At 68.9% G+C, this 23,562-nt stretch carries 8 protein-coding genes; 7 read left to right on the forward strand and 1 reads right to left on the reverse strand.

The window, feature by feature from the left end; translation table 11 throughout:
- The first annotated feature begins 52 nt into the window (after positions 1-52).
- From QSK15_RS29310 to QSK15_RS29330, 5 genes are read left to right on the forward strand one after another with little or no spacing between them, the layout of a single operon-like run.
- Entirely contained in the window at positions 53-928 is an 876-nt protein-coding gene (locus QSK15_RS29310) for a DUF4132 domain-containing protein (RefSeq protein ID WP_285797277.1), read from the forward strand.
- The gene (locus QSK15_RS29315) at positions 925-5,661 is read left to right on the forward strand and encodes a hypothetical protein (RefSeq protein ID WP_285797278.1); all 4,737 of its coding nucleotides are present in this window, start codon (positions 925-927) and stop codon (positions 5,659-5,661) included. The genes QSK15_RS29310 and QSK15_RS29315 overlap by 4 nt, the downstream gene beginning before the upstream one ends.
- On the forward strand, positions 5,658-6,773 hold the full coding sequence (locus tag QSK15_RS29320; RefSeq protein WP_285797279.1) for an AAA family ATPase: 1,116 nt from the start codon (positions 5,658-5,660) through the stop codon (positions 6,771-6,773). Before QSK15_RS29315 ends, QSK15_RS29320 begins: the two co-directional genes overlap by 4 nt.
- Positions 6,766-10,212: a DUF5682 family protein gene (locus QSK15_RS29325; protein ID WP_285797280.1), complete on the forward strand. Its 3,447-nt coding sequence runs from the start codon at positions 6,766-6,768 to the stop codon at positions 10,210-10,212. Before QSK15_RS29320 ends, QSK15_RS29325 begins: the two co-directional genes overlap by 8 nt.
- Positions 10,209-11,948, forward strand: coding sequence for a hypothetical protein (locus QSK15_RS29330; protein WP_285797281.1), 1,740 nt, complete (start codon positions 10,209-10,211; stop codon positions 11,946-11,948). The genes QSK15_RS29325 and QSK15_RS29330 overlap by 4 nt, the downstream gene beginning before the upstream one ends.
- A gap of 117 nt (positions 11,949-12,065) precedes the next feature.
- Here QSK15_RS29330 and QSK15_RS29335 read toward each other — a convergent pair whose 3' ends face one another.
- On the reverse strand, positions 12,066-13,316 hold the full coding sequence (locus QSK15_RS29335; protein ID WP_285797282.1) for a hypothetical protein: 1,251 nt from the start codon (positions 13,314-13,316) through the stop codon (positions 12,066-12,068).
- 411 nt (positions 13,317-13,727) lie between these two features.
- On the opposite strand from QSK15_RS29335, the gene QSK15_RS29340 reads away from it, so the two are divergent.
- Positions 13,728-16,508: a LamG-like jellyroll fold domain-containing protein gene (locus QSK15_RS29340; RefSeq protein ID WP_285797283.1), complete on the forward strand. Its 2,781-nt coding sequence runs from the start codon at positions 13,728-13,730 to the stop codon at positions 16,506-16,508.
- A 199-nt stretch (positions 16,509-16,707) separates the two neighbouring features.
- The gene (locus tag QSK15_RS29345; RefSeq protein WP_285797603.1) at positions 16,708-23,556 is read left to right on the forward strand and encodes a polymorphic toxin-type HINT domain-containing protein; all 6,849 of its coding nucleotides are present in this window, start codon (positions 16,708-16,710) and stop codon (positions 23,554-23,556) included.
- The last annotated feature ends 6 nt before the right edge of the window (positions 23,557-23,562 follow it).

The raw sequence follows: 23,562 nt of genomic DNA on the forward strand, positions 1-23,562 counted from the left end.
GTCGGTCGCGGATGGCAGAATCCCGCTCACTGCGCGGCGGGAGGAGATCAACATGGGCTGGCTGGCGGCCGGTGTCGACTATGAGGTGAGCCTGGAACGCGGCAAGGTGATCGCGCGTAACCGCCAGGGCAGGCTGCTCAAGAGCCTGCCGAAGGCGTTGCGTGACACCGACGTGGTCGTCGGCTTGCGGCAGCTCTCGGAGTGGTTGAAGCGGCACGAGGTTTCCTGCCGGCGTGAGGTTGAGCAGTGGATGGTGCGGTCGCTGCCCGTGCCGACCACGGTGATCTGCGAGGTGTGGGCAGACGAGGCATGGCGTACGTCGCTGCGTGATCTGGTTGTGGTGCCGGTGGACGGTACGGGGCGATGGGACACCGCCCGCGCGGGGCTGCTACGTGACGCGGACCCCGAGAAGGGTCTGGGTGTGGTGGACCTGGACGGCGAGAGCGGCCGGACCAGCGCCGTGCAGGTTGTTCTGCCGCATCCGGTTCGTCTGCCTGATCTGGCGGATCTGCGGGAGTTCGCCGCGGACCTGGGGGTGCGTCAGGAGACGCTGCAGTTGTTCCGGGAGGTGTGGGCGCTGCCGGAGTCACTCGACGATCGGCGGCGCGACCTGGCCCGCTACGCCCGGGGCCGGTACAAGGAGTTGCGGCACGTGCAGGCGCGGGCGACGTCGGCGGGCTACCGCGTGCAGGGTGGCGCCGCGTCGGTGCGGGTGTGGGAGGACGGCGTCCCGGTGGTCGCGTCGGTGTGGATCGGCGAGGGCGATCCACTGTACGAGACCGAGACCGGCCCGCTCTATTTCACCGATCCGGAGGGGGCGGCGGTGGCGTTGGCGGCTGTGGGGCCGGTGGCGTGGTCGGAAGGAATGCGGATGGCGGCGAATCTTCACGCCGGCCGGGTTGTGGACGAGGACGGTGAGCGGGCGTGAGTGAGGCGCTGTTGGAGGCGGGAGCGATCCTGCCTGACGGTGGGGCGCAGACCGGCCGTGATGTGGTGACCGCGCGTCACTACATCCATCCGGCGCTGACCGGCCGCACCGTCGTCCGTCTCGCCGGGGCGACCCTGGGCGAGGCTGAGGACCTGTCGATGGAGTTCCTCGGCTTCAGCCGCACCGCCGAGCCGACGCCGGTGGGCACGGCCCGGCGGCAGTCGCTCGGGTTCCCGGCGTGGGCGTTGATCAACGATCCGGCGAATGGTCGGCACGCGCTGGCGATGGTCAAGGACATGGCGCGGCTTGCGCGAAGCGCCGCTTCCAAGCCGGGTAACGCCCGCGAGGGTTACCAGCAGCTTGCCGGCCGGCTGGGTGCGGCGGCACCGCATTTCCTGCCGACGTTCTGGGAAGAGGCCGGGCGGGCGTTCCGCGCCGCCGACAACCCGCGGATGGCCGGCGGCTGCTTCGCCGATGCCCGCCGGGCCGAGCAGGTGCACGGGCTGCCAGTGGACGAGGAGCGGCTGCGGGAGGTGCATCTGGAGTTCGCGTTTGCCGGTGCGCTGACGGCGAAGATGCTGACGGAGTACTCCCGCGCGGTCGCGACGCGGCGGCCGGCGTCTGAGGCGTACGAGTTGGTGCGGACCCTGGCCATTCGTCGCGTCGCTGGCGGGCTGCCGCCGTACGCCGGGATGGCGGAGGATCTGCGGCGGCTGGCGAAGGCGGCCGGCGTGGACGTCGAGGAGCAGGCCGAGGCGGTGATCCGGCAGTTGCTGGCGTTCCCCGCGATGACCCGCTCGGGCGAGGCGGTGTGGAAGGCGTACCGCCAACCCTTGCTGCGGCTGGCCCAGCATGATCCGGCGGTGCGCGCGCGGTTGGTGGAGATCTTCCCCGAGCCGCCCGGTTGGTCCACCGACGTCACCGACTTCTGGCTGGAGCTGCTGGACGCGGCGGGCACGCTCGATCTGCTGCGTGACGAGGCGGCGACGGTGTCGGCGGCGCGGTGGCTGGAGCGGCTGATGGCGCTGCGGGAACGGCGCAGCCGGCGTCGTTGTGAGCGTCTCATCCGCGTCGTCGCGGACCTGGCGCCGCGGCTGCGGGCGGAGGGCCGGCCGGTGACGTTGTGGAGCGACTTCGCCCACCGGGCGGACGTGGACGTTCTCGACGTGTGCCTCGCTGGTGAGGTACCGGTGGCGATCGGCAGCGACAGCGGTGGGTTCAACGTGTCTGCCTGGGTGCACGACGTCGGCCCCGGCCGGCGGGACCTACGCGCCGTCGCCGCCGACCCCAGGTGTCGGGTGCTGCTGGCACGGGGGGCCGCCGACGCCCTTTCGCAGCTGCACGACAGGCAGGGGTCGGGGCCATTGCCGGCGCAGTTGGTCACCGAAACGTTGGGAGCGACCGGCCTACGGGAGGTGCTGGCCGAATTGCTCGTCGAACGGGCTGCCCGGGTGCGGGAGGGCACCGTGATCGGTTTGGACGAGGCGCTGTCCCAGCTCGCGGCCGTGTGGTCGCCCGCCGGTGTGGCGTTGGCCCCGGACGCGTTCACCGCCCTGGCGAAGGTCGACGTGCCTGCGGTACTCGCCCGGTCACTGCGGGCTGGCCTGGTCGCGGAGCTGTCCTGGCCGGCCTACGAGCAGGTGGCCGAGGACAAGCTCGGCCGACGCTTCGGCGACGGTTGGCCGCAGTTGGTGGTGCACGACAACCGGACGGCGCACGTCGTCGACGTTGACGTTGACGTTCCGACCAGTGAACACATCTTCCGGTATCCGCCCGCGGACAGCCCGCACGCGCGCAACTCCCACGCCGACACCACCTGCCGGCTGGTCAACGGGCAACTCCTGGTTACCTGGTACAGCACTGACGGCCGGCTCGTCGGCTACTGGTCGGCCGACCCGGACGAGCTGATCGACCCCGGCCAACCGACCGACCACGCCCTGTGGGGCCGCCGGTCGCTGCCGTTGCCGCTGCCCGGTGGTGCGATGACCACGGGCAGTCGGCCCTGGCACGCCGGGGACACCCGCAGTCCGGCCGCCACGTATCCGGTCGCTAGTGACGGCGTCTCGTTCTGGCGGTGCGAACAGCCCACCGACCTGACGGCCAATGAGCGGCGCTGGCGGGAGTACGACCCGGCGACGGGCGAGAGCGGCCGGTACAGCCTGCCCGCGTTCTTCGCCTCCGACCTGCCCCCGGGTGCGACCCTCATCGCTGACCTGTGCGAGTTGCGCCCGGCACCGGCACCGTTCGCCTCGTCGCCACTGGGCTGGCGTGACGGGCTGGTCGGTTGGAGGGTGATCCGCCTGCCTGACGGAACGCAGGTGGGGGAGGGGGTCGACGGGCGGCGGGTGTCCTGGCATTCGAGTGCGGTCCGGGCCAGCCGCAACCCGTTCCACAGCGACGCGCTGGTTGCCGGCCTTCGGCTACCGGGCAGCGACGTCGTGCTACCGGTGACCGGGCGACCCCATCACCGGGCCGAGTTGGAGCTGACCGTGTGGAGCGCCGACGGCCGAGAACCGGTGGACCGGTGCCGACCATCCCGGTACCTTCCGCCGCTGGCCTGGTGGCATGCACTCACCCCGCGCGATGCGTCGGGCTCGGCCCGGCTGCGGCGGCTCGACGCCGCCGACGCCGCCCGGCTGATGGCAATCGACGACAAAGTCACGAAGTCCACCGAGATCAATGCGGTAGCGCTGGCCCTCGTCACCGAGGTGCTGACGGAGGTAACCGACCCGGTGCTGCGTACCGCCGTGGCGGAGAAGGTGGTGCGCGCGGTACGGCTGCGTCGTCGATTGGAAGCAGTGCCGCAGCTGCTAACGACCGAACCGGTCGACGAGACCACGGCCGACTCCGTCGCCGACGATCTGTTGCGCACCGCCTGGTCCGGACTGTTGCCGGCGGAACGGTTCACCTACTACAGCGGCCGTGCCCAGACGCGGCGGGAGATCCTTCGCCAGATCAACGCGGTCGCCGACCTTTTCACGGCCGGGACGATCGAGGACGTACCGCAGGCCAGCCCGACGTGGGTGGACGCGCTCGGCGGACTCGGCGCCCTGGCCGTCCGCGCCGCCGCGCCGGTCACCAATGAGCAGGAGCGCCCAGCGCTGGCCCAGTTGCTGTCCACCCTGGCCGGTACCGTCCTGGCCGACCCGGCACAGGCGGTGCGGGTGCTCACCGCGACGTGGGACGAGGCGCCCCCGGAGAACCAGCGGGTCATTCAGCGAGACGGGGCCCAGGTCACGGTGCTGCTGCCAGAGCATGGTCCCACCTGGTACGCCGGGCGAGGCAAGCAGTGGCGGCGCACGGCCGTGCAGTTGTCCCCGACCGGGCGGTTCACTCCGCCGTCCGGTGCCACCGTCGAGGCGGAGACCGTCGCGGCCGGCTGGCGGGGCGCTGATCGAATCAGGGCGTTCTGCCGGCTGCTCGCTGAGCAGGGCCCGATCTCGTGGCGCGCGGAATGCGTCGACGCCCTGGTGCGGCGCACGGGCATGACGCGAACCGAGGCCGCCTTGCTGCTGGCTGGTCTTCCCGGCATCGATGACTGGCAGGCGAACTTCCTCACCGCCGACCAGCGGCGCATCCTCGGGGTGAACAGCACCCAGGCGCGCACCGCCCGCGACGCGTTGAAGGCTCTGTCGTACGGGCACCGCATCGCGCTGGTGGACGCGGCGATGCCGCAGGACCCAGCGGATCTGTGGCGCAACGGTCCGGACGTCGACCGTCTCGCAACGGCCTGGCTGGCACTGCGTGGCGCCCGCGTCGTCATCGGCGAGCAACTGCTCGCCGACGCCACCCGCATCCTGCCCACAAACCGAGCGGCCGACATCCTGCAGACGATCGCCGACCCGGCACCCGGAAGCTGGCTGACCACCGACGGGGAGAGCCAGCCCGGCGACTGGGGCCGACTGGAGACCACCGCCACGAGCGGAACCCCGTTCGACGGCAACCACCTGTACGGCTGCACGGTGGCGCTGCTGTGGCTGTCCTACCAGCTGCCATGGGGCGACCCGATGCGCGACGCTCTGCCCCGGGCGTTGGAGCTGCTGCGGCAGCGGTTGCGCAACCCGCGGCTGCTGATCGGCGCCGGACGGCACGAGGTGGACGAGCAACCCCAGGTGGGACCAGCGCTCGTGGCCGGGCACACCTTCCGGGACATGGTCGTGCACCACCTCGCCCCGGCCCGCCTCAGCGGACCGAACGACCCGGCGGTCGGCTTTATCTCCGGCCCGGTCGCGGACGCGCTGCGGCTGGTGCTCTCACCGGACATCGCCGCCGTGCTGTCCACCCCTGAGGGTGCCAGCGGCGAACACCGCGACCCCCGGGTCAGCGCACCCGACCTGGTCGACACCGTCGCAGCTCACACCGGCCTCGACCGGGACTCGGCAGGCTACTACCTGCAGCTGCTCGCTCTGCCCAACCCTACCGATGTCAACGTGCGGACCTGGAACGCGTGGAAGCCCGCCACCCTCAAGCAGGCCCAGGCGGCGCTGCTCGACTCCGGACTGGTGGTGGCAGGCAAGCGGGAACGGGCCGGCCGTGGCGTCTTCCTGCCCGGCGGCTGGCTCGCGGCGAAGAACCCCACCCCACCCATGGAGAGCTGGAAGCAGCCGCTGTACCTGTTCCTCAACGGGTTGACGCTGGTCACCCGCGCGACGCCGGAACTGTTCCGCACCGCGTGGGACCGCGTGAGCGCCGGTGACAAACCTCGCTACCTCGACCTGCAGGAGAAGGCGTGAACGCCCGACAGATCGACCCGCCGGAGCACCTGTACGCCGACGAGCTGGCGTTTCTGGCTGCCGCCGACCATGGTCCCCGCCCGCCCGGCTGGAAGCTGACCCCCCAGGCGGTGGTCACGTTCATCGCCGGCTCCGCCGGCCGGCCCGTGCAGGCCCCCGACGGCCGTCAGGTCACCATCGCGGCGAAGTTCGTGGGGGAGCGGGCACTGGTCGAGCGGTGCGTCGTGACCCTGGCCGGAGAACGGGGCCTGCTGCTCGTCGGCGAACCGGGCACCGCCAAGTCGATGCTGTCCGAGCTGCTCGCCGCCGCCGTGTGCGGCACAAGTGCCCTAGCCGTGCAGGGTACGGCCGGCACCACGGAGGAACAGCTGCGCTACGGCTGGAACTACGCGCTCCTGCTGGCCAAGGGGCCGTCCCGGGAGGCACTGGTGCCCTCGCCGGTGCTCACCGCGATGACCACCGGTGCCGTCGCCCGGGTCGAGGAAATCACCCGCTGCCTGCCCGAGGTGCAGGACGCGCTGGTGTCGATCCTGTCCGACCGTCGGATGGCCCTGCCCGAACTTCCCGACGACTCCGTCGCCTACGCGGCTCCTGGCTTCTGCGTCATTGCCACGGCCAACCTGCGGGACCGAGGCGTGTCCGAGATGTCCGCGGCGTTGAAACGGCGGTTCAACTTCGAGGTGGTGCCTCCGATCGCCGACTTCGACGCCGAGGTCGCCCTCGTCACCCGGCAGGCCCGCGCCGCCGTGGAACGGGTCGGCGCCGCGTACACGGTGGACGAGGCGGTGCTGGAGACCCTGGTGACCGCCTTCCGCGACCTGCGCACCGGCAGCACCGTCGAGGGCTGGGAGGTGGAACGCCCGTCCTCGGTCATGAGCACCGCCGAGGCGGTCGCCGTCGCCGCGTCGATCGGCCTGTCCACCGCCTACCTGCCCGGCCCGGACCCGTTGTCGCTGCTGCCCGGACACCTGGTGGGCGTCGTACGCAAGGACGACTCGGCCGACCATGCGCGGCTGTTGGCGTACTGGGACGGCGCCCTGCGCCGCCGCGCCGAGGCCGGCGGCCGGATGTGGCGGCAGCTGTGGGAACAGCGCGATGTCCTGCGTGACTGACGACAGCACAGCCGACGACCCGCGCGCCGCCGTCGCACGTCTCAGCGACACCGGCCGCGTCACCCTGATCGGCGTGCGGCATCACTCACCGGTGCTCGCCGCGGCGATCCCCGCCCTGCTGGACGCGGCCGCCCCGGACGCGGTGCTGGTCGAGTTGCCCGCCGACATGCAGCCGTGGCTGACCTGGTTGGCGCACCCCGACACCCAGGCGCCGGTGGCCCTGGCCGCCGCCAGCGGTGATGAGGGCGGACCGCTCGCCTTCTACCCGTTCGCCGACTTCTCCCCGGAGCTCGCCGCGCTGCGGTGGGCGCAACGGCGAGGCGTGCCAGCCCACTGCTGCGATCTTCCGCTGGGTGACCCGGCGTGGCAGGAGCGCGCAGCAGCCGTCGGACCGCGGGTGAGGGGGTACGCCGACAGCGTGCGGGCCGCACTGACCGGTCGGACCGGAGACGACCTGTGGGACCGCTGGGTCGAGGCGGCAGCCCCCGGCTCGCCGCCGGAGGCGGTACGCCGGGCGGCGCTGGCCGTCGGCTGGGCGCTTCGCAACGATGCCGCCGACGGCATCGGCGCCCTCGATCAGCGGCGCGAGGCGTGGATGCGGCAGCAGATCGCGGAGACCCCCGGCCGGCTCGCCGTCGTCGTCGGCGCCTTCCACGCCCCCGCCCTGACCACACCGGGACACCCAGCATCCACCACACCACCGACACCTGATGCCGAGGCGCAACGACGTACCCCGGTCATCTCCCTGGTGCCGTACTCGTTCGACCTGCTCGACGCGCGGTCCGGCTATCCCGCCGGGATCCGCGACCCTCGCTGGCAGCAGGCTGTCCATGATGCTCACGCCGATCCCAGCGCACTAGCCACGCACCTACGCGGTTTCGCCGTCGAGATCACCCGGCACCTGCGAGACCAGGGACACCCCACGGGCCCGGCGGAGGCCACCGAGATCACCCGACTCGCCCACGATCTGGCCCGACTGCGGAACCTGCCCGCCGCCGGACGCGGTGAACTCGTCGAAGCGCTGCAGACCGTCCTCGCCCAGGGCGAACCGGCCGGCCGGGGCCGAGCAGTCGCCGCTGCCATGCAGCACACCCTGATCGGACAGCGCCGCGGTCACCCCTGCCCGGACACACCCGTCTGCGGGCTGACTCCCGCCACCAAGGCCTTACTGCAGCACCTGCGCCTGCCCGGCCCCGGTGACCCGCCCCGCACCGTTCGGCTTGATCCACTGCGTAACCCACTCGACCAGCGACGAGAGGCCACCCTGCAACGACTGCTCGCCTGCCAGGTGCCCTACGCCGAGCCCGCCGAGACCACCACCGCCGACACCCTCACCACCCGCTGGCGGCTGCACTGGCAGCCCGGCACCGACGCCGGACTCGCCGCCGCCAGCCCACACGGTGTCACCCTCGCCCAAGCCGCCGCCGGCATGCTGAACACCCGGCGCCGCCGAGAGGTGACCGACGGCGGCCCCACCGCCGCACAAGCTGTCGCCGGGCTCACCCGCGCCGCCGCCTGCGGACTACCCGACGCCGTCGACGTCCGCCTCGCCGACCTGCACACCGCCGTGACCCGCGCCGCCACCCTCGCCGACCTCGCCACCGCCAGCCAACTACTCCAGCGGCTGCACCGGGGGCACATCCCCGCCACCCCGTCACCACCAGCCGGCCTCGACGAGCACCTGACACACCTGCACGCCGCGGCAGTCCGCGCCATCGACGGGCTCGCCGGATCCACCGACCCCGGGGACGCCCGCGCGCTGCTCGACCTTGTCCGGCACGCCGACGACAGTGGCCACCTGCTACGGCTCAGCCACGCCGTCAGCCGCCTCGCCCGCGACGGATCACCCCTGATGCGGGGAGCAGCCCACGCCGTCCAGGTACTGCTCGGCATCACCGCCCCCCACGCATTCGGCGTGGTCCTGGCGTCCTGGACCGAGATGCCGGCCACCGAATGCACCGACCGACTTCGCGGAGCGCTCAGCCTTGCCGCCGCCCTGCTCGAAGCCGGTGGGGAGACATTGACCCCGCTGCTAGACGCCATCGACGGCTGGGACGACGACCACTTCATCCGCCGGCTGCCAGCGCTGCGCGGCGGCTTCGACGCGTTGAGCCCCGCCGACCGGGACCGTATTCTGGACACCGTCCGTCACCGCATCGGTGACGTCGACGCGACGGTGAGCGTCGCACCCGACCTTCTCGCCGACTGGCTCGCCGTCGACCAGTCGGGACGGCAGGCCCTGACCACCCTCGGACTGCCGACGGGCGGAGACGACCACACCGCCGATAAGTCGGCTCCGCCACCGTCCCCGGCAGAATCCCGGCCCGCTCACCGAGTGCACACGCTGCCCGCCGCGCAGCGATGGCGGCTGCTGCTCGGCCGCCGCCCCGACGATTTGCCACCGCACGTCCGCCGACTCGCCACCGCACTCGACGAGCTGTACGGCAGCGGCAGGGGAGAAGGCTCCCACACCGCCGCCGGACCCGGCGGTGGGCGACAACCCGCATACCCGCAGGTGCGGGACTGGGCCGACGACCTCGAAGCGCTGTTCGGCACCGCGGTACGCGACGAGGTGCTCGCCCGCGCCGCCGAACGGGGACGTGCCGACGCCCTGCTCACCATCGCACCCGAAGACGTCCGACCTTCGGTGGAACTGCTGCACACCGTTTTGGCGCTGGCCGGCGGACTTCCCGAGGCGCGGCTCAACCGACTGCGCCCACTCGTCGCCAGGCTCGTCACCGAGCTGACCGCGCAGTTGGCCCGACAGATCCGACCGGCACTGACCGGGCTCACCACACCACGACGTACCCGCCGACCCACCGGGCGCCTCGACCTCGGCGCCACTGTGCACGCCAACCTGCACACCGCACGCCTCGACTCCCACGGTGCAGCGCAGATCCGCCCCGAACGGTTCGTCTTCCGCAGCCGCGGTCGACGCAGCGTCGACTGGCAGGTCATCCTCCTCGTCGACGTATCCGGGTCGATGGAACCGTCCACGATCTGGGCGGCGCTGACCGCGTCCGTCCTGGCCGGCGTGACGACCCTACGAACCCATTTCGTCACCTTCTCCACCGAGGTTGTTGACCTCACCGACCGGGTCGCCGACCCACTCAGCCTGCTGTTGGAGATCAGCGTCGGCGGCGGCACCCACATCGCCGCCGCCCTGCGCTACGCCCGGCAGCTCGTCACCACCCCCAGCCGCAGTCTCGTCGTGCTCGTCAGCGACTTCGAGGAGGGACATCCCATCGGCGGGCTACTGGCCGCCGTCCGGGCACTCGCCGACGACGGGGTGACCCTCCTCGGCTGCGCCAGCCTCGACGACCGAGGTCAACCCCGTTACAGCACCGCCGTCGCCGGGCAACTCGTTGCCGCCGGGATGCCCGTCGCCGCGTTGAGCCCCACCGAACTGGCCCGCTGGATCGGAGACCAGGTCCGATGAGCCTGCCCGCCGTCGCACCCCACGTCGTCGCCGACGCCGTCGCCGCCCTTCCCGCCCGGCTGCGGTCCAAGCTCGACCAGGCTCTCGAGAAGCAGCCGACCTGGACCGTCACCACATCCGACTCCGGGGCGACGATCACCATCGACGACCACGTCACCGTCACCCTCACCACCCCGGTCGACACCGCCGAACGAGCCGCCTGCAACTGCCTGCTAGCGCCGCGCTGCCTGCACCGAGCCGCGGTGCTCAGTGCCGCCCCCGTCCTGAGCACGCACCCACACCACACGGCCGCAACCGGATCGGACGGGACCACCGTCGAGGCCGCCGTGACCACGGAGGCCGATTCCGCCGCTCCGACCGCCACCGCCGACGAGAAGGCCACCGCCATCCAGACGCGCGACGTCATTGCGCAGATCCTCGAACACGGGGTGGCAGGCGCCGGTGCGGTGACCCAGGCGGACCTACTCCGCGCCATCCACCAGGCACGCGCCATCGGACTGCCCCGACTGGCGACAGCCGCGACCAGAGTGGTGGAACTCCTGCGCGCAGCCCGCCAGAGCCCCGCATTCCGGCTGGCCGACCTCACCGAGGCACTGCGCGAAGTGCTGACCGTCTCACATCTCCTGATCAGCGGCATCGGTGACCAGCAAGCCGCTCGGGGCGTGAGTCGGCGCGGCTACAGCCCCATCGGGGATCTGCACCTGTACGGGCTCTACACCGAGCCCTTGCGCACCACCACCGGCCACGTCGGCGCTATCAGCTACCTGACCGATGGCGATTCGACCATCTGGAGCCTGGCGCAGGCCCGACCCGGCGATGGCGACACAGCCCGCAACGCCGCTCAGGCGAGCGTAAACCTCGGCGACGTGACGATCAGCCACCGGGAGCTGGACCGCGCCGGGATCATCGTCATCAACGCCCATGCGTCCGTCGACCGGCGCCTCAGCCACGGCAGGACAGTGCAGGCCGTACGAACCGCAGGCCGCACCTGGTACGAGGAACCAGCCGACGCCCTCTGGCGGCAACCAATCCCCGAACAGGCCGCCCGCTGGCTGAACGCCTTCGACGTCGCCCAACACGAGCGGCCCGCCGGATACGACCTCGCCTTCATCGACGGCGTCCTCGCCGCCGACCAGCGAGGTCTACTCCTGCAGACGAGGCAACTGCCGGGGCCGGTCATCGTCCTCGCTCCACACGATGATCCGGTGCTCCCGTACGTCGCGAACCTGCGCCTGCTCGCCGCCCACGCCACCGGCATGCCGCTACGGATGATCGGGCGCTTCCACGGCCCCCGCCAGGTCCACGGTCTCGCCGTTGCCGCGCCCTGGCTGCCGGGCCGCTTCGGCGGACACGTCGACCTTGGCGTCGACCAGCTCCAGCGTGCCGACCTACCCCACGCCGGAACCACGGAGCCCTCCGGCAACGATCAACCTCAACCGCCGCTGCACCTCCTCACCCACCACCTGCAACGAGTGGTCGCCGCCGGCCGCGCCGCCCTGGTGCCGGACGTCGACCGGGACGCACGGGCGCTCCTGGACGCCCAACTGCCGACAGCCGCGTCCGTGCTGAACGAACTACGACGCGCGGGTCACCGACGTAGCCGCGACGCGTTCGGCCGCTTGAACCAGCAGGACTCCACCGCCCTCGCGGTGGCCTGGCTGACCGCTGCGGCCTACCAATACATCGCAGCAACAGCCGTAGCCGCTGGGTCATGGCAAGCCAGGGGCGGTCGCTAGGGGGATTCGGGAGTAGCAACCGGTCGAGCCAAGGGGCATCGCGCTCATCGGATCCACCGCACTCCAACTCTGCCTGAAGTTGAGCGCTCGCCCGTGCTGGTGCTGGCTCGGACGCCTCTAGTTGCCGGGGAGGGTCAGCCGCGCGTCGTCGGGTAGTGAGGTGAGTACTCGGCGCTGGCCGTTGGCGGGGTTGGCGGCGACCAGTTCGGCGCCGTGGGCGGTCCAGCGTTGCAGGAGGATTTCGGTGCCGGCGAGACCGAGGAATTCCTCACCTTGGTCATTGTTGGGCGTCATGAGGTCGATCCGGCCGGCTGGTTGGCCGGACCGCAGGTCTACCCCGACCAATGTCCAGGGGGGATCTGACTGCGTCTGCTCCGGCTGGCCGGTCGGGGCCTGCTCTTGCCGGGTGACCACCGCCCACACGCTCGGCGGATTGCCTCCGCCGCGGATGACCGGGGCGACCGCGTTGCGGATGTCGCCGGGGCCTACCTGCTGGGTGGTGGGGATCGACACCGAGCGGGCTTTGCGGCCGTCGACGTCTTGAATGGCGATGGTGAGCTGTCGGCGCGGCCGGAGGTTCGCTCCGAGGTTGAACTCCGCGGTGGCCAGTTCACGCCCGTCGAGGAATGCCAGCATTCGACGGGCCGGCATCGCGGGTAACCCCAGCGGGCGCAGCTCCCCACGGGGCAGGGTGAACGCCGTGTACGCCTCGCTGGTACCGGTGGTTTGCGCGAGCAGCAGCGCCTGTCCGTCGGTGGACCACTGCCGCAGTTCGTACCCGGGCGGGACGGCACGATCGGTGGTCCCGGTGAGGTCGCGGATCCACCACTGCCGGTCTCGACGTTGGGCGAACCACCGCCCGTCCGGGGAGAGCGCTTGACTGAACTCGCTTATGGTGGCCAGCCCGACGGCGAATTGGTCACCGGTGGCGGTCACCAGGTAGATCGGCAGTCGAGGCAAGCCGCCGCTTGTGGCGGTGTAGCGGTCGGGGTCGTTGATCTGGTAGAGCAGGGCTCCCCGTCCGACGGGCCGGTCGGTGGGTAGGGCGGTCGGGTCGGCCGGTGGCAGTAGTCGGTCGGGTAGCCCGGCGAAGAGTTCCTGAGCCGTCTCGGTGGTAGTGACCTCGGCCGATGCCGGTGACGGGGTGGCGGTTGTCCGCCAGATTGTCACTCCGGCCGCCCCGCTGGCCAGTGCCCCGGCCAGCGCGATCGCGAGCCATGCCCGACGTCGGCGCGGTCGCGGCGGCGTGACGGGTGCAGGTCCCGGTGCCGTGGTTTCCATTGTCGTCCCCCCGATCCGGGCGTTCTGCCCGCCGCACAGCTCACGGGAGTTGCACCGGAGGGTCAACGGCCCGGTCAGACCCGACATCCAATCGTGATCTTGAGTGAGCTCGGTCCTCGATGAACCTCGCACGGCCGGGCGGTGAAAGCCGTCGGGTCCTGACCGAAGCGAATGTGACGGGCAAGGAGCATCCAAGGAAGCAAGGGCTGCTGCCACCCACTGCGGACGAGACGATCAGGTGCTACGACACGAGCTGAGCAGCAGCGGATGCAGAACGAGTCACTGTAGGTGAGGCTGCTGCCGGACAGATGTCCTACTGTCCCTTTGATCCTTTCAAGTTGTGATTGATCTTTACAGGCGATTGTCAGGGCTCTTACAGTTCGGCCACTCATAGGGTGTGATCAACGGGGGCTTTGGGTGGTTGCTGCATGTCTCCGCTTCGGAGCTGAGCCGCGTAGGCGCGGCAGGCATTGGGGCGGGCTCGGATCGTTCGCGGCTGTGCTGCTGTCGGTGAGCCTTGGCGCGGTGGTGCCGCTGATAGCGGCGCCGGATCAGGCCGCTGCGGCCCCGGCGGACTGCGCGACGTTGGTTCGTGAGGATGTCCGGGCGGCGGCGCTGCTCGCAGCGGAGTGTGACGAGAGCGTTGAGGTGCTCGGCGAGCGCTCTGAGACCACGCAGGTGTTCGTCGACGCGTCAGGTGTGGGGCGGTTGGAGTCGGCGGTGGTGCCGCAACGGGTGCATCGCAAGGACGGCACGTGGGCGGATATTGATCTGGCGTTGCAGCCTGTGTCTGGTGGACTCGCGCCGGTGGCGTCGACGGCGGACATGACGTTCTCCGTTGGTGGTACAGGCGCGCTGGTGACCTGGCGGGAAGGCGCTGCCACGTTCGAGTTGAGCTGGCCGGGATCGCTGCCTGTGCCCCGGGTGAGTGGGGCGACGGCGATTTACGACGGCGTCCTGCCGGGGGTGAATTTGCACGTCACGGCGGATCGGGCTGGGTTCCGGCATGTGTTGGAGGTGTTGACGCCGCAGGCGGCGAGTAATCCGGCGTTGCGGCAGGTTCGCTACGGCCTGGGCGGCGACATGAGGGTTACTCGCGCAGCTGACGGCGGTCTGAGTCTGGCTGATGCCTCGGGTGAGAAGTTGCTGCAGGCGTCGCCGGCGGTGATGTGGGATTCGTCGATCTCGACTCCCTCACCTGGCCTGCAGGAACGGGTGGCAGGCCCAGAGGACACAGGTCAGGCGGGGACCGGCGCTGAGGTGCCAGTACCGTCCGATCTGGTCTCGACCGCGCAGCGTCCTGGAGTACTGGCTGCGTCAGCTCCGGTAGAGGTGGCGGTCTCCGGCAGCGACCTGACGCTGACGCCTGACCCGAACATGATGGCGGCGTCGTCGGCGGCGTTTCCGCTGTTCATCGATCCGGCCTTCAGCAAACTGCGATCGAAGTGGGCGTACGCGAGTAGTAACGGGGAGAACAACGACACCAGCTCCGCGCGGGTGGGACTGAGTCCGGAATCCGGCGCCCGTTACCGCTCGTATTTCAGCTTCGACACCTCCGCGATGAGTGACACAACGGTGTTGACCGCCAAGATCCTGATGAAGCTGGATCACTCCTGGTCATGTGAACCAACCTGGGTACACCTGTACCGCACCGGGAGTTGGACGGCGTCCAGCGGCAACCGGCTGGCCTGGTCCTCGTATCCGCTGGGATCCTCCGCCACCTGGTTGGACTCCTGGGAGGGCAACGCCAACGAAGCGGGCGGGTGCGGGTCGCAGCAGCAGAACTCCGACGCGGTGTTCGAAGGCGGCACCCTGCTGCAGGACGTGCAGGCGCAAGTGGGCAGCAGCAACTCCTACTGGGTGGGCCTGTGCGCCTGCAACCAGGAAAATGAATGGGAGAGCGCTCAAGACCGGTGGAAGAAGTTCTTCACCGACAGGACGTATCTGGTGGCCACGTTCGATGTGAAGCCGAACCCGCCTGTGGGCTTGGCGTTCACCACCACGACGGACTGCTACCGGCAGTGCGCGTCACCCGCGATGTTGCGTAGTTTCACCCCGACCTTGCGGGCACAGGTGCAGGACCGCTTCGGCGGTGTGTTGGGGACCGCGTTCGAGATCAGGACCTCGCCGAGCCTGACAGGGACGATCGTGGTCAGCAGCACCACGATGCCCTTCGCCTCCGTGACAACGGTAGGTAATGCCACGGGCGTCGCTACGTCGAAGGTGCCGGCTGGGTCGCTGGTGGCCGGGGTCACCTACTACTGGCACGCGACGAGCATGGATGAAGCCGGGCTGTGGAGTGGATGGGGTCCCTGGTACAGCTTCACGATCGACAACACCCCGCCGACGGTGTCGAACGTGACCTCTACCCAGTATCCGTTCAAGTCTTGGGGTGCCACGCCGGGCACGGCGGGAACGTTCGCGTTCACGGCCGCTGGAGCCGCGGAGTACACCTGGGACATCGATGGCGGAAGCGCGACCACCACCACGTCGGCGTCGGCGACCTACACCCCGGCCACTGACATGGTCCACACGCTTCATGTGAAGGCGAAGGACAGCGCCGGTAACACCAGCAGCACGTACGACTACCAGTTCTGGGTCTCTCCCGTCCCTAACGCGTACTCGCACTGGACGTTCGACGAGACGGACCCGGTGAAGACGGCGGCGGACGCAGGAAGCGGCTTCAGCGCGCGCAATCCTGCGACGCTCACCGGCGGTGCGCACTTCGTGCCTGGTTATCTGAAGAACGCGTTGCACGTGTCCGGTGCGGTCGGGGACGGCGCGGTGACGAGCGGGCCGGTACTGGACACGACGAAAAGCTTCACCGTCATGGCATGGGTACGTCCGGCCAACCTGTCGGCGCGCCCCCTGCAGACGTTCCTTGCCCAAGACGGGTCCTGGATGTCACGGTTCCAGCTGCAGTACCGCCAAGACGCCAACGGCGGCCGGGGCGGCTGGTGCTTCACGCTGTCGAGCGCGGATGCTACCGGCGCCAGCAAGACCATCCCCTGCGCGGGCCAGAACGTCGGTATTCCTACCAACGGGGAGTGGGCCCACGTGGCCGGCCGCTACGACCGCGTCACCGGCAAGATGCGCGTCTACGTGATGGGCGACCCGAACTCCTGCGCAGGTGAGGTCACGGAGGCAACTGCGCCAGTCTCTTGGTCGGCCACTGCCCCGTTCAGGATCGGGCACGACTTCAGCGGCGACATCGACGATGTGCGCGCCTATCAGAGAGTCCTGTCGGACTCGGAGATCTGTCAACAAGCTTCGCAGTAACCAGCTAAAGGCCGCCACGGCCCGGAGAGACGCCGGCCGTGGCGGCGCAGCAACATGGCGGGTGGCGGTGCCACCCATCGCAGGGCTTGGCAAGACACCGGCCAACGCCGGTCGACTCTGTCGTCTGTACCGCATGGGGAGCGTTCTGGTGAGTGGAACTGGTTCCGGTCGAGCGCGAGTGGCCTTCTTCAATCGGCGGCTGTGGCGATCGGCGTTGCTCGCCAGCGGTCTGTCGATCGCCGTGCTGGCCAGCGGGTTGGGGCAACCAGCACAGCGAGCTGAGGCCGCATCGAAGTGGACGGCGCCGACGCCGAAGGAAGCCACCGGTGTCGTGGTACGTGACGCGGTACCCGGCAAGAGCCGCTCCACGCATGCCGCGTCGAGCGTGACGACCAAGGCCAAGAAAATCACCTGGCCTTCCGGCACCGCTACGGCCGACCTCAGCCAGGCGCAGGCAGCCGCGGCCAAGGCTGCCAGTACTCGAGCGGGTCTTACCGGCCCGGTGCGCGCCCGCGCCGGGGCGCTGCCGGTGACGATATCTCCGCCTGCCGAGGGCTTCAGCAAGAGTGCCGCTGCAAGCGTCGACGCGGTCAAGGTGACCGTGCACAACCGATCGACAACGGAGAAGGCCGGTGTGCAAGGCCTTCTGGTTTCGGTCGAAGGCGCCGACGGCGCATCGGCGGCAGGACGCACCGGTCTGCAGATCGACTACGCCGGTTTCGCCGACGCCTATGGCGGCGACTGGGCTTCCCGGCTGCGGTTGGTGGCGCTCCCCGCGTGTGCACTGACCACCCCTGAAGTGTCGTCGTGTCAGAAGCGCAGCGCCCTGCGGACGGTCAACGACACTCCGGACAGCCTCCTGTCGACCGACATCGCCCTTACCGGCAGCAGCCCCATGCTGCTCGCCGCCGAAGCCGGTGCCTCCGGCGACAGCGGCGATTACACCGCAACGAGCCTGTCCCCGGCGGGCCAGTGGCAGGTATCGACCCAGAGCGGCGACTTCTCGTGGTCCTACCCGTTGAGGATGCCGCCGGCGCTCGGCGGTCCTGCCCCCAATGTCAGCTTCTCCTACTCCTCCGGCAGCATCGACGGCAAGACCGCGCTGACCAACAACCAGGGCTCCTGGATCGGTGACGGCTGGGACTCCTGGCCCGGCTTCATCGAACGCACATACCGGTCGTGCGCTGACGACAACCCCAACCACAAGACTGGGGACCAGTGCTGGTTCACCGACAACGCGACCCTGTCACTCAACGGCCACGCCGGTGAGCTGATCAAGGACGGGGCAGTGTGGCGACTGCGCAACGACGACGGCACCAAGATTGAGAAGCTCGCGAGTTCCGCGCGGGGTAACGGCGACAACGACAACGAGTATTGGAAGGTCACCACCACCGACGGGACCCAGTACTTCTTCGGCTACCACAAGCTACCCAACTGGGTCAGCGGAAACCCGGTCACCGACTCGGTGTGGACTGTCCCGGTCAACGGGAACAACTCTGGCGAGCCCTGCTACGACGCCACCTTCGTTAACGCCTTCTGCACGCAGGCGTGGCGGTGGAACCTCGACTACGTCGTGGACCCGAACTCCAACACCATGGCCTACTTCTACGGCAAGGAGAGCGGCGCCTACGCCAAGGACAATGACCCCGCCAAGCGCACCAGCTACGACCGCGGCGGCTACCTCAAGCGCATTGAGTACGGCTTGCGCAAGGACGCCGAGTACGCCCAGGCCGCGCCGCTGCGAGTGGTGTTCGACACCGCCGAGCGGTGCCTGTCGAACTGCTGGACGGGTGCGGCATGGACCTCCGACCCGGTGAACGCGCAGTGGTTCGACACCCCGTGGGACCAGTACTGCAACTCTGGTGACCAGTGCACCGAACAAGGCGCCCCGACCTACTGGACCGCCCGCCGGCTCAAGAAGGTCACCACCCAGGTGCGCAACGGCACGTCTACCTACGCCGACGTGGAATCGTGGTCGCTGCGGCAGGAGTTCATCAACGCTGGCACCGGCGAGTCCACCCCGATGTGGCTGCGGGGCATCACCCGCGCCGGCCACGTCACCACCGCCGGCGGCGCCGCCGTCTCCGACCCGGAAGTCACCTTCGACACCGGCGCCCAACCGCTGCCCAACCGGGTTGACGGACCCTCCGACCAGCGCTCGGATCTGAATCGCTGGCGAATCAAGACCGTACACACCGAGAGCGGCGGCGACGTCATCGTCAGCTACTCCGGACCAGACTGCACCCGCACGACCCTGCCTTCACCGGCCAGCAACACCAAGCGGTGCATGCCCTCCTACTACGCGCCCGAAGGCCAGGAACCGAGCCTGGACTGGTTCCACAAGTACGTCGTCACCCGCATCGACCTTGACGACACCGTCACCGACCAACCCACCGAGGTCACCCAATACGCCTACGACAACCCCGCCTGGGCCTACAACAACGATGAGCTGACCAAGGACAAGTACCGCACCTGGAGCGACTGGCGCGGCTACGGCAAAGTCGTTGTCTATCACGGCGACCCGGCCGGGCAGCAGACCGCCGTCGAGCACCGCTACCTGCGCGGCTTGGACGGTGACAAGGCCGCAGACGGTGTCAAAGACGTATGGGTCAGCGACACCTGGGGTGGCACGGTTGAAGACCACGAAGCGTTGCAGGGCTTCGAGCTGCAAGCCATCACCTACAACGGTCGTGGCGGCGCGGAAATCTCTTCCACGCGCAACGATCCGTGGATCAACGGGCCGACCGCTACCCGTAACCGAGAAGGCATCACCACCCGCGCGTGGATGACCAACACCGATATCACCCGCACACGCACCGCTCGGGCCGTCGGTGGCCACCTTTACACCAAAACCATTGTCAGCTTCAACACCGACGGCCTCACCACCGCCGTCGAAGACCAGGGCGACGAGTCCACCACCGCGGACGACACCTGCACCCGCACCACCTACGCCCGCAACGACAGCACCTGGATGATCGACAAGGTCTCACAAAGCGAAACCCTGTCCATCCGCTGTGCCGGCGCCCCGAATCCCGCGGAACCGTCGACCGTCCTCAACCGGTCGCGCACCTTCTTCGACACCTACGTCGACGACAGCTCCTTCGGGCAGGCACCCACCCGCGGCAACGTCGTCCGCACCGAGCAGCTGGAGAAGTTCAGCGGCAGCACCCCGGTCTACACCCGGCTCTCGAGCAGCACCTACGACGCCAACGGTCGACTCCAATCGGTCACCGATCCGCGCGGCTACACCACGACCACTGGCTACACGACAGCCAACGGCGGGTTGGTCACCCAGACCGTGGTGACCAACCCCAAGAGCCATACGGTCACGACGGCCATCGCACCCGCCTGGGGATCCGCGACCAAGGTCACCGACCCCAACGGCGCTGTCACCAACCTCACCTACGACGGGCTCGGCCGCATCACCAACGCTTGGGTACCCGGCCGCGACAGTGCCACGCAGACCGCCAGCGCAAGATTCACCTACAAGCTGCGCAAAAGCGGTGCCCCATCAGCGGTCACCACTGAAATCCTCCTGCCAACCGGCACGGCGTACCGCAAATCAGTGAACCTCTACGACGGGTTCCTACGACTGCGGCAAAACCAGCTCCAGGCAACCGGCGGCGGGCGAACGATCACCGACAACCGAACCAACAGCCTCGGTGTCACCGACTGGACCTCCGCCCCCTACGAGGACAAGACGAACGCCGCGGTCAACGACACGGCCCTTGCGCAACCACAGGGCCAGATCCCCTCCATCACTACCTACGCCTACGACGGCGCAGGGCGGCAGGTCGCGCAGATCCTGCTCGCCAACGGCGCGGAAAAGTGGCGCACCACCACCGCATACGGCGGCGACCGGGTCAACACCACCCCGCCGGCCGGCGGCACCGCCACCACCACCATCACCGACGCCCAAGGCCGCACCACCGCGCTGAGGCAGTACAAGAACCCCGCCGACGTCGGCAGCGACGACACGACCAAGTTCGACCAGACCACCTACACCTACACCCTGCTCGGACAGGCCAAGACCCTCACGGACGCGACCGGCGCCAACGTCTGGTCCTACACCTACGACCTGCGTGGCCGTCAGATCAAGGCCGTCGACCCCGACAAGGGCACCACCGAGACCACCTACGACGTCGCCGGCAACATCGCAACCACCAAGATTCAAGTCGGCACCGGCACGGGCACCGCCACCACGGCCTACACCTACGACGAGCTCGGTCGCAAGATCAGCATGCGCGACGACTCCGTCACCGGCGCTCTGCGTAGCAACTGGGTGTACGACACCAGGGCCAACGGCAAGGGCAAGATCTCGTCCGCCTCGCGTTTCGTCAACGGCAACCGCTACGACTCCCGAATCGATGAATACGACGCCTACGGTCGACCCACCGTCACGTCCGTCGTGCTGCCCGCCAGCGAGTCGACGCTCTGCGCCGCCGCCACCCCCAACACCTGCACCTACACCACCACGACCAGTTACCGGGCGAACGGCCAGCCCTACCAGGTCACCATGCCCGCCGCCGCCGACCTGCCCTCGGAGAAACTGACGTTCGGCTACACCGATGTCGGCGACCCAGGCACCCTCCTGTCGGCCTCCCAGATCTACGTCTACTCCGTCAACTACGACAAGCTCGGCCAACTGACCCAGCGGCAACTCGGCGCCTACGGCTCACGCGTCGCCGTCACCTCAACCATCGACGAGCCCACCCGTCGCCTCACGAGCACCAACGTCGTGCCCGAACTCAAGGCCGAAGCGGCGAACTACAACTACCGCTACGACCCCGCGGGCAACATCACCGAAATTCACGACACCCCCGTCGGCGGGGTCGCCGACAACCAGTGCTTCACCCTCGACTACCTGCGTCGCCTGACCGAGGCGTGGTCTCCGGAAAGCGGTAGCTGCGCCACGAAGCCCACCGCCTGGACGCAGGTCGACGGCTCGGCCTACCCGTACTGGCGCACCTGGACTCTGAGCCCCGACGGAAACCGCAAGACCGATATCCGGCACGGCAGCACCGACGCGACCTTCACCTATAAGTACCCGGCCCCTGGGGCGGCTCGACCGCACGCCGTCACCAGCGTCAGCGCCAGCGGCGCTGGCACCTGGACCCGCGGCTACACCTACGACAACGCCGGGAACACCACAACCCGGCCCACCACCAGCGGCGCCACGCAAACCCTCACCTGGGACCGCGAAGGTAGGGTCGTCAGCTCCACCGACTCCACCACGACCAGCTACATCTACGACGCCGACGGCAACCGACTCGTCCGTACCGACGCCACCGGCAAAACCCTCTACCTCCCCGGCGGCACCGAAGTCCGCTACACCACCAGCGGCACCACCAAAAAAGCCACCCGCTACTACACTCACGCCGGGCAAACCATCGCCATCCGCACCGCCACCGGCCTGAACTGGATCACCAGCGACCACCACGGCACCGCCGAACTCACCATCAACGCCACCACCCTCGCCGTAGCCAAACGCCGCATGCTCCCCTACGGCGAACAACGAGGCGCCACCATTGGCACCTGGGCAGCCGGCATGGACAAGGGCTTCGTCGGAGGCACCCAAGACCCCACCGGCCTCACCCACCTCGGCGCCCGAGAGTACGACCCCTCCATCGGCCGATTCATCAGCGTCGACCCCCTGATGGACCTCACCGACCCACAACACTGGAGTGGCTACTCCTACGCCAACAACAACCCTGTCACCCTGTCCGATCCCAGCGGACTCGACCCAGGCGGCGGTCAAGCCTGCGACAACGGTCATTGTTCAGATACCTGGGGAGCGCCTACGCCCGGCAACACAACCTCGCCCCCTACTTCAAGTCCCCACACGGACACGAGCATCGCGGCGACGCACAAGGACGCAGGTGAAGCCCGCCAAGAAGCGAAGAAGGCCTTCCTAGCGACCTTCACGGAAGAGCACTATGTCTGCGCAGGCTACCTCGGTAAAAACTGCGAAATGATGCGGAACCTCGTCCGAGACAATCGGATGGACCCCGACCAGGCGACCATCGAAGTCCTCTGCGGCGGCGACAGTATGTGCATCACGCAGTACTACTCCGACGGCGGTGACCTCGAAGCACTCCTCACCATCATCGGCTTCATGCCCGTCGTAGGCGAAGGGGCCGACGGCATCAGTGCGGCCATCGCCCTTTCCAAGGGGGACTGGAAAGGTGCCGCACTGTCCGCCGCTGCGATGCTACCCATTATCGGTGAAGCCGCAGGCGCGAAGCGGCTAGCGAACCTTACGAATAAGGCCTGCAGCTTCTCTGCTGAGACCGAAGTTCTCCTCGCCGACGGCACCACTAAACCAATCAGCGAGATCACCCCAGGCGACGAAGTTTTCGCTACCGACCCCGAAACCGGAGAAGAAGGCCCGCGGATCGTAACGCACGTCTGGGTACACGACGACGAGCTCGTCGCACTCAAACTTGCCGACGGCACAAGCATCACCACTACCGAAGACCACCCGTTCTGGAACGCAACGGACAAGCAATGGCAGCAAAGCCAACAGCTAGACCATGGAGACAGTCTCTACACGCGCACTGGCAAGCGACTCCTTGCCAACGGGATAGACTGGACGACCGCCCACCGAGCAAGCGCCTACAACCTCACCGTCGACGATATCCACACGTACTATGTGCTCGCCGGCAACACGCCGGTCCTCGTGCACAACACGGGCGGACCGTCTGGCCCGGCCGCCGGCGCCGCTGGCACCCAGATGCTTATCAATGACCTGCAGGTCCGTGGATACATAATTCGAGGCACCGAGATCAGCATGACAGCGGCCAACGGCGTCAACGTGCGATTCGACGTTGTGGCCGAGAAGAATGGTGCACTATCGGTCTACGATTCAAAGAATGGCCCTTCGGCTGGCTTCACGAAGAATCAGGGTGCTCGCGGCGGATATGCGGCGGTCGAAACGCATGGGGGGACCTTCTATGGCCCGAACGCCGAAAAGGCTGGCCTCGCCGGCACGTCGTTGGGGCCGACACGCGTGAACATCGCAGGGTTCGGCGGCTACCCTCACTGCTGACGTAAG

The organism is Micromonospora sp. NBRC 107095 (genome assembly GCF_030269705.1).
GTDB classification, from domain to species: Bacteria; Actinomycetota; Actinomycetes; order Mycobacteriales; family Micromonosporaceae; genus Micromonospora; species Micromonospora parva.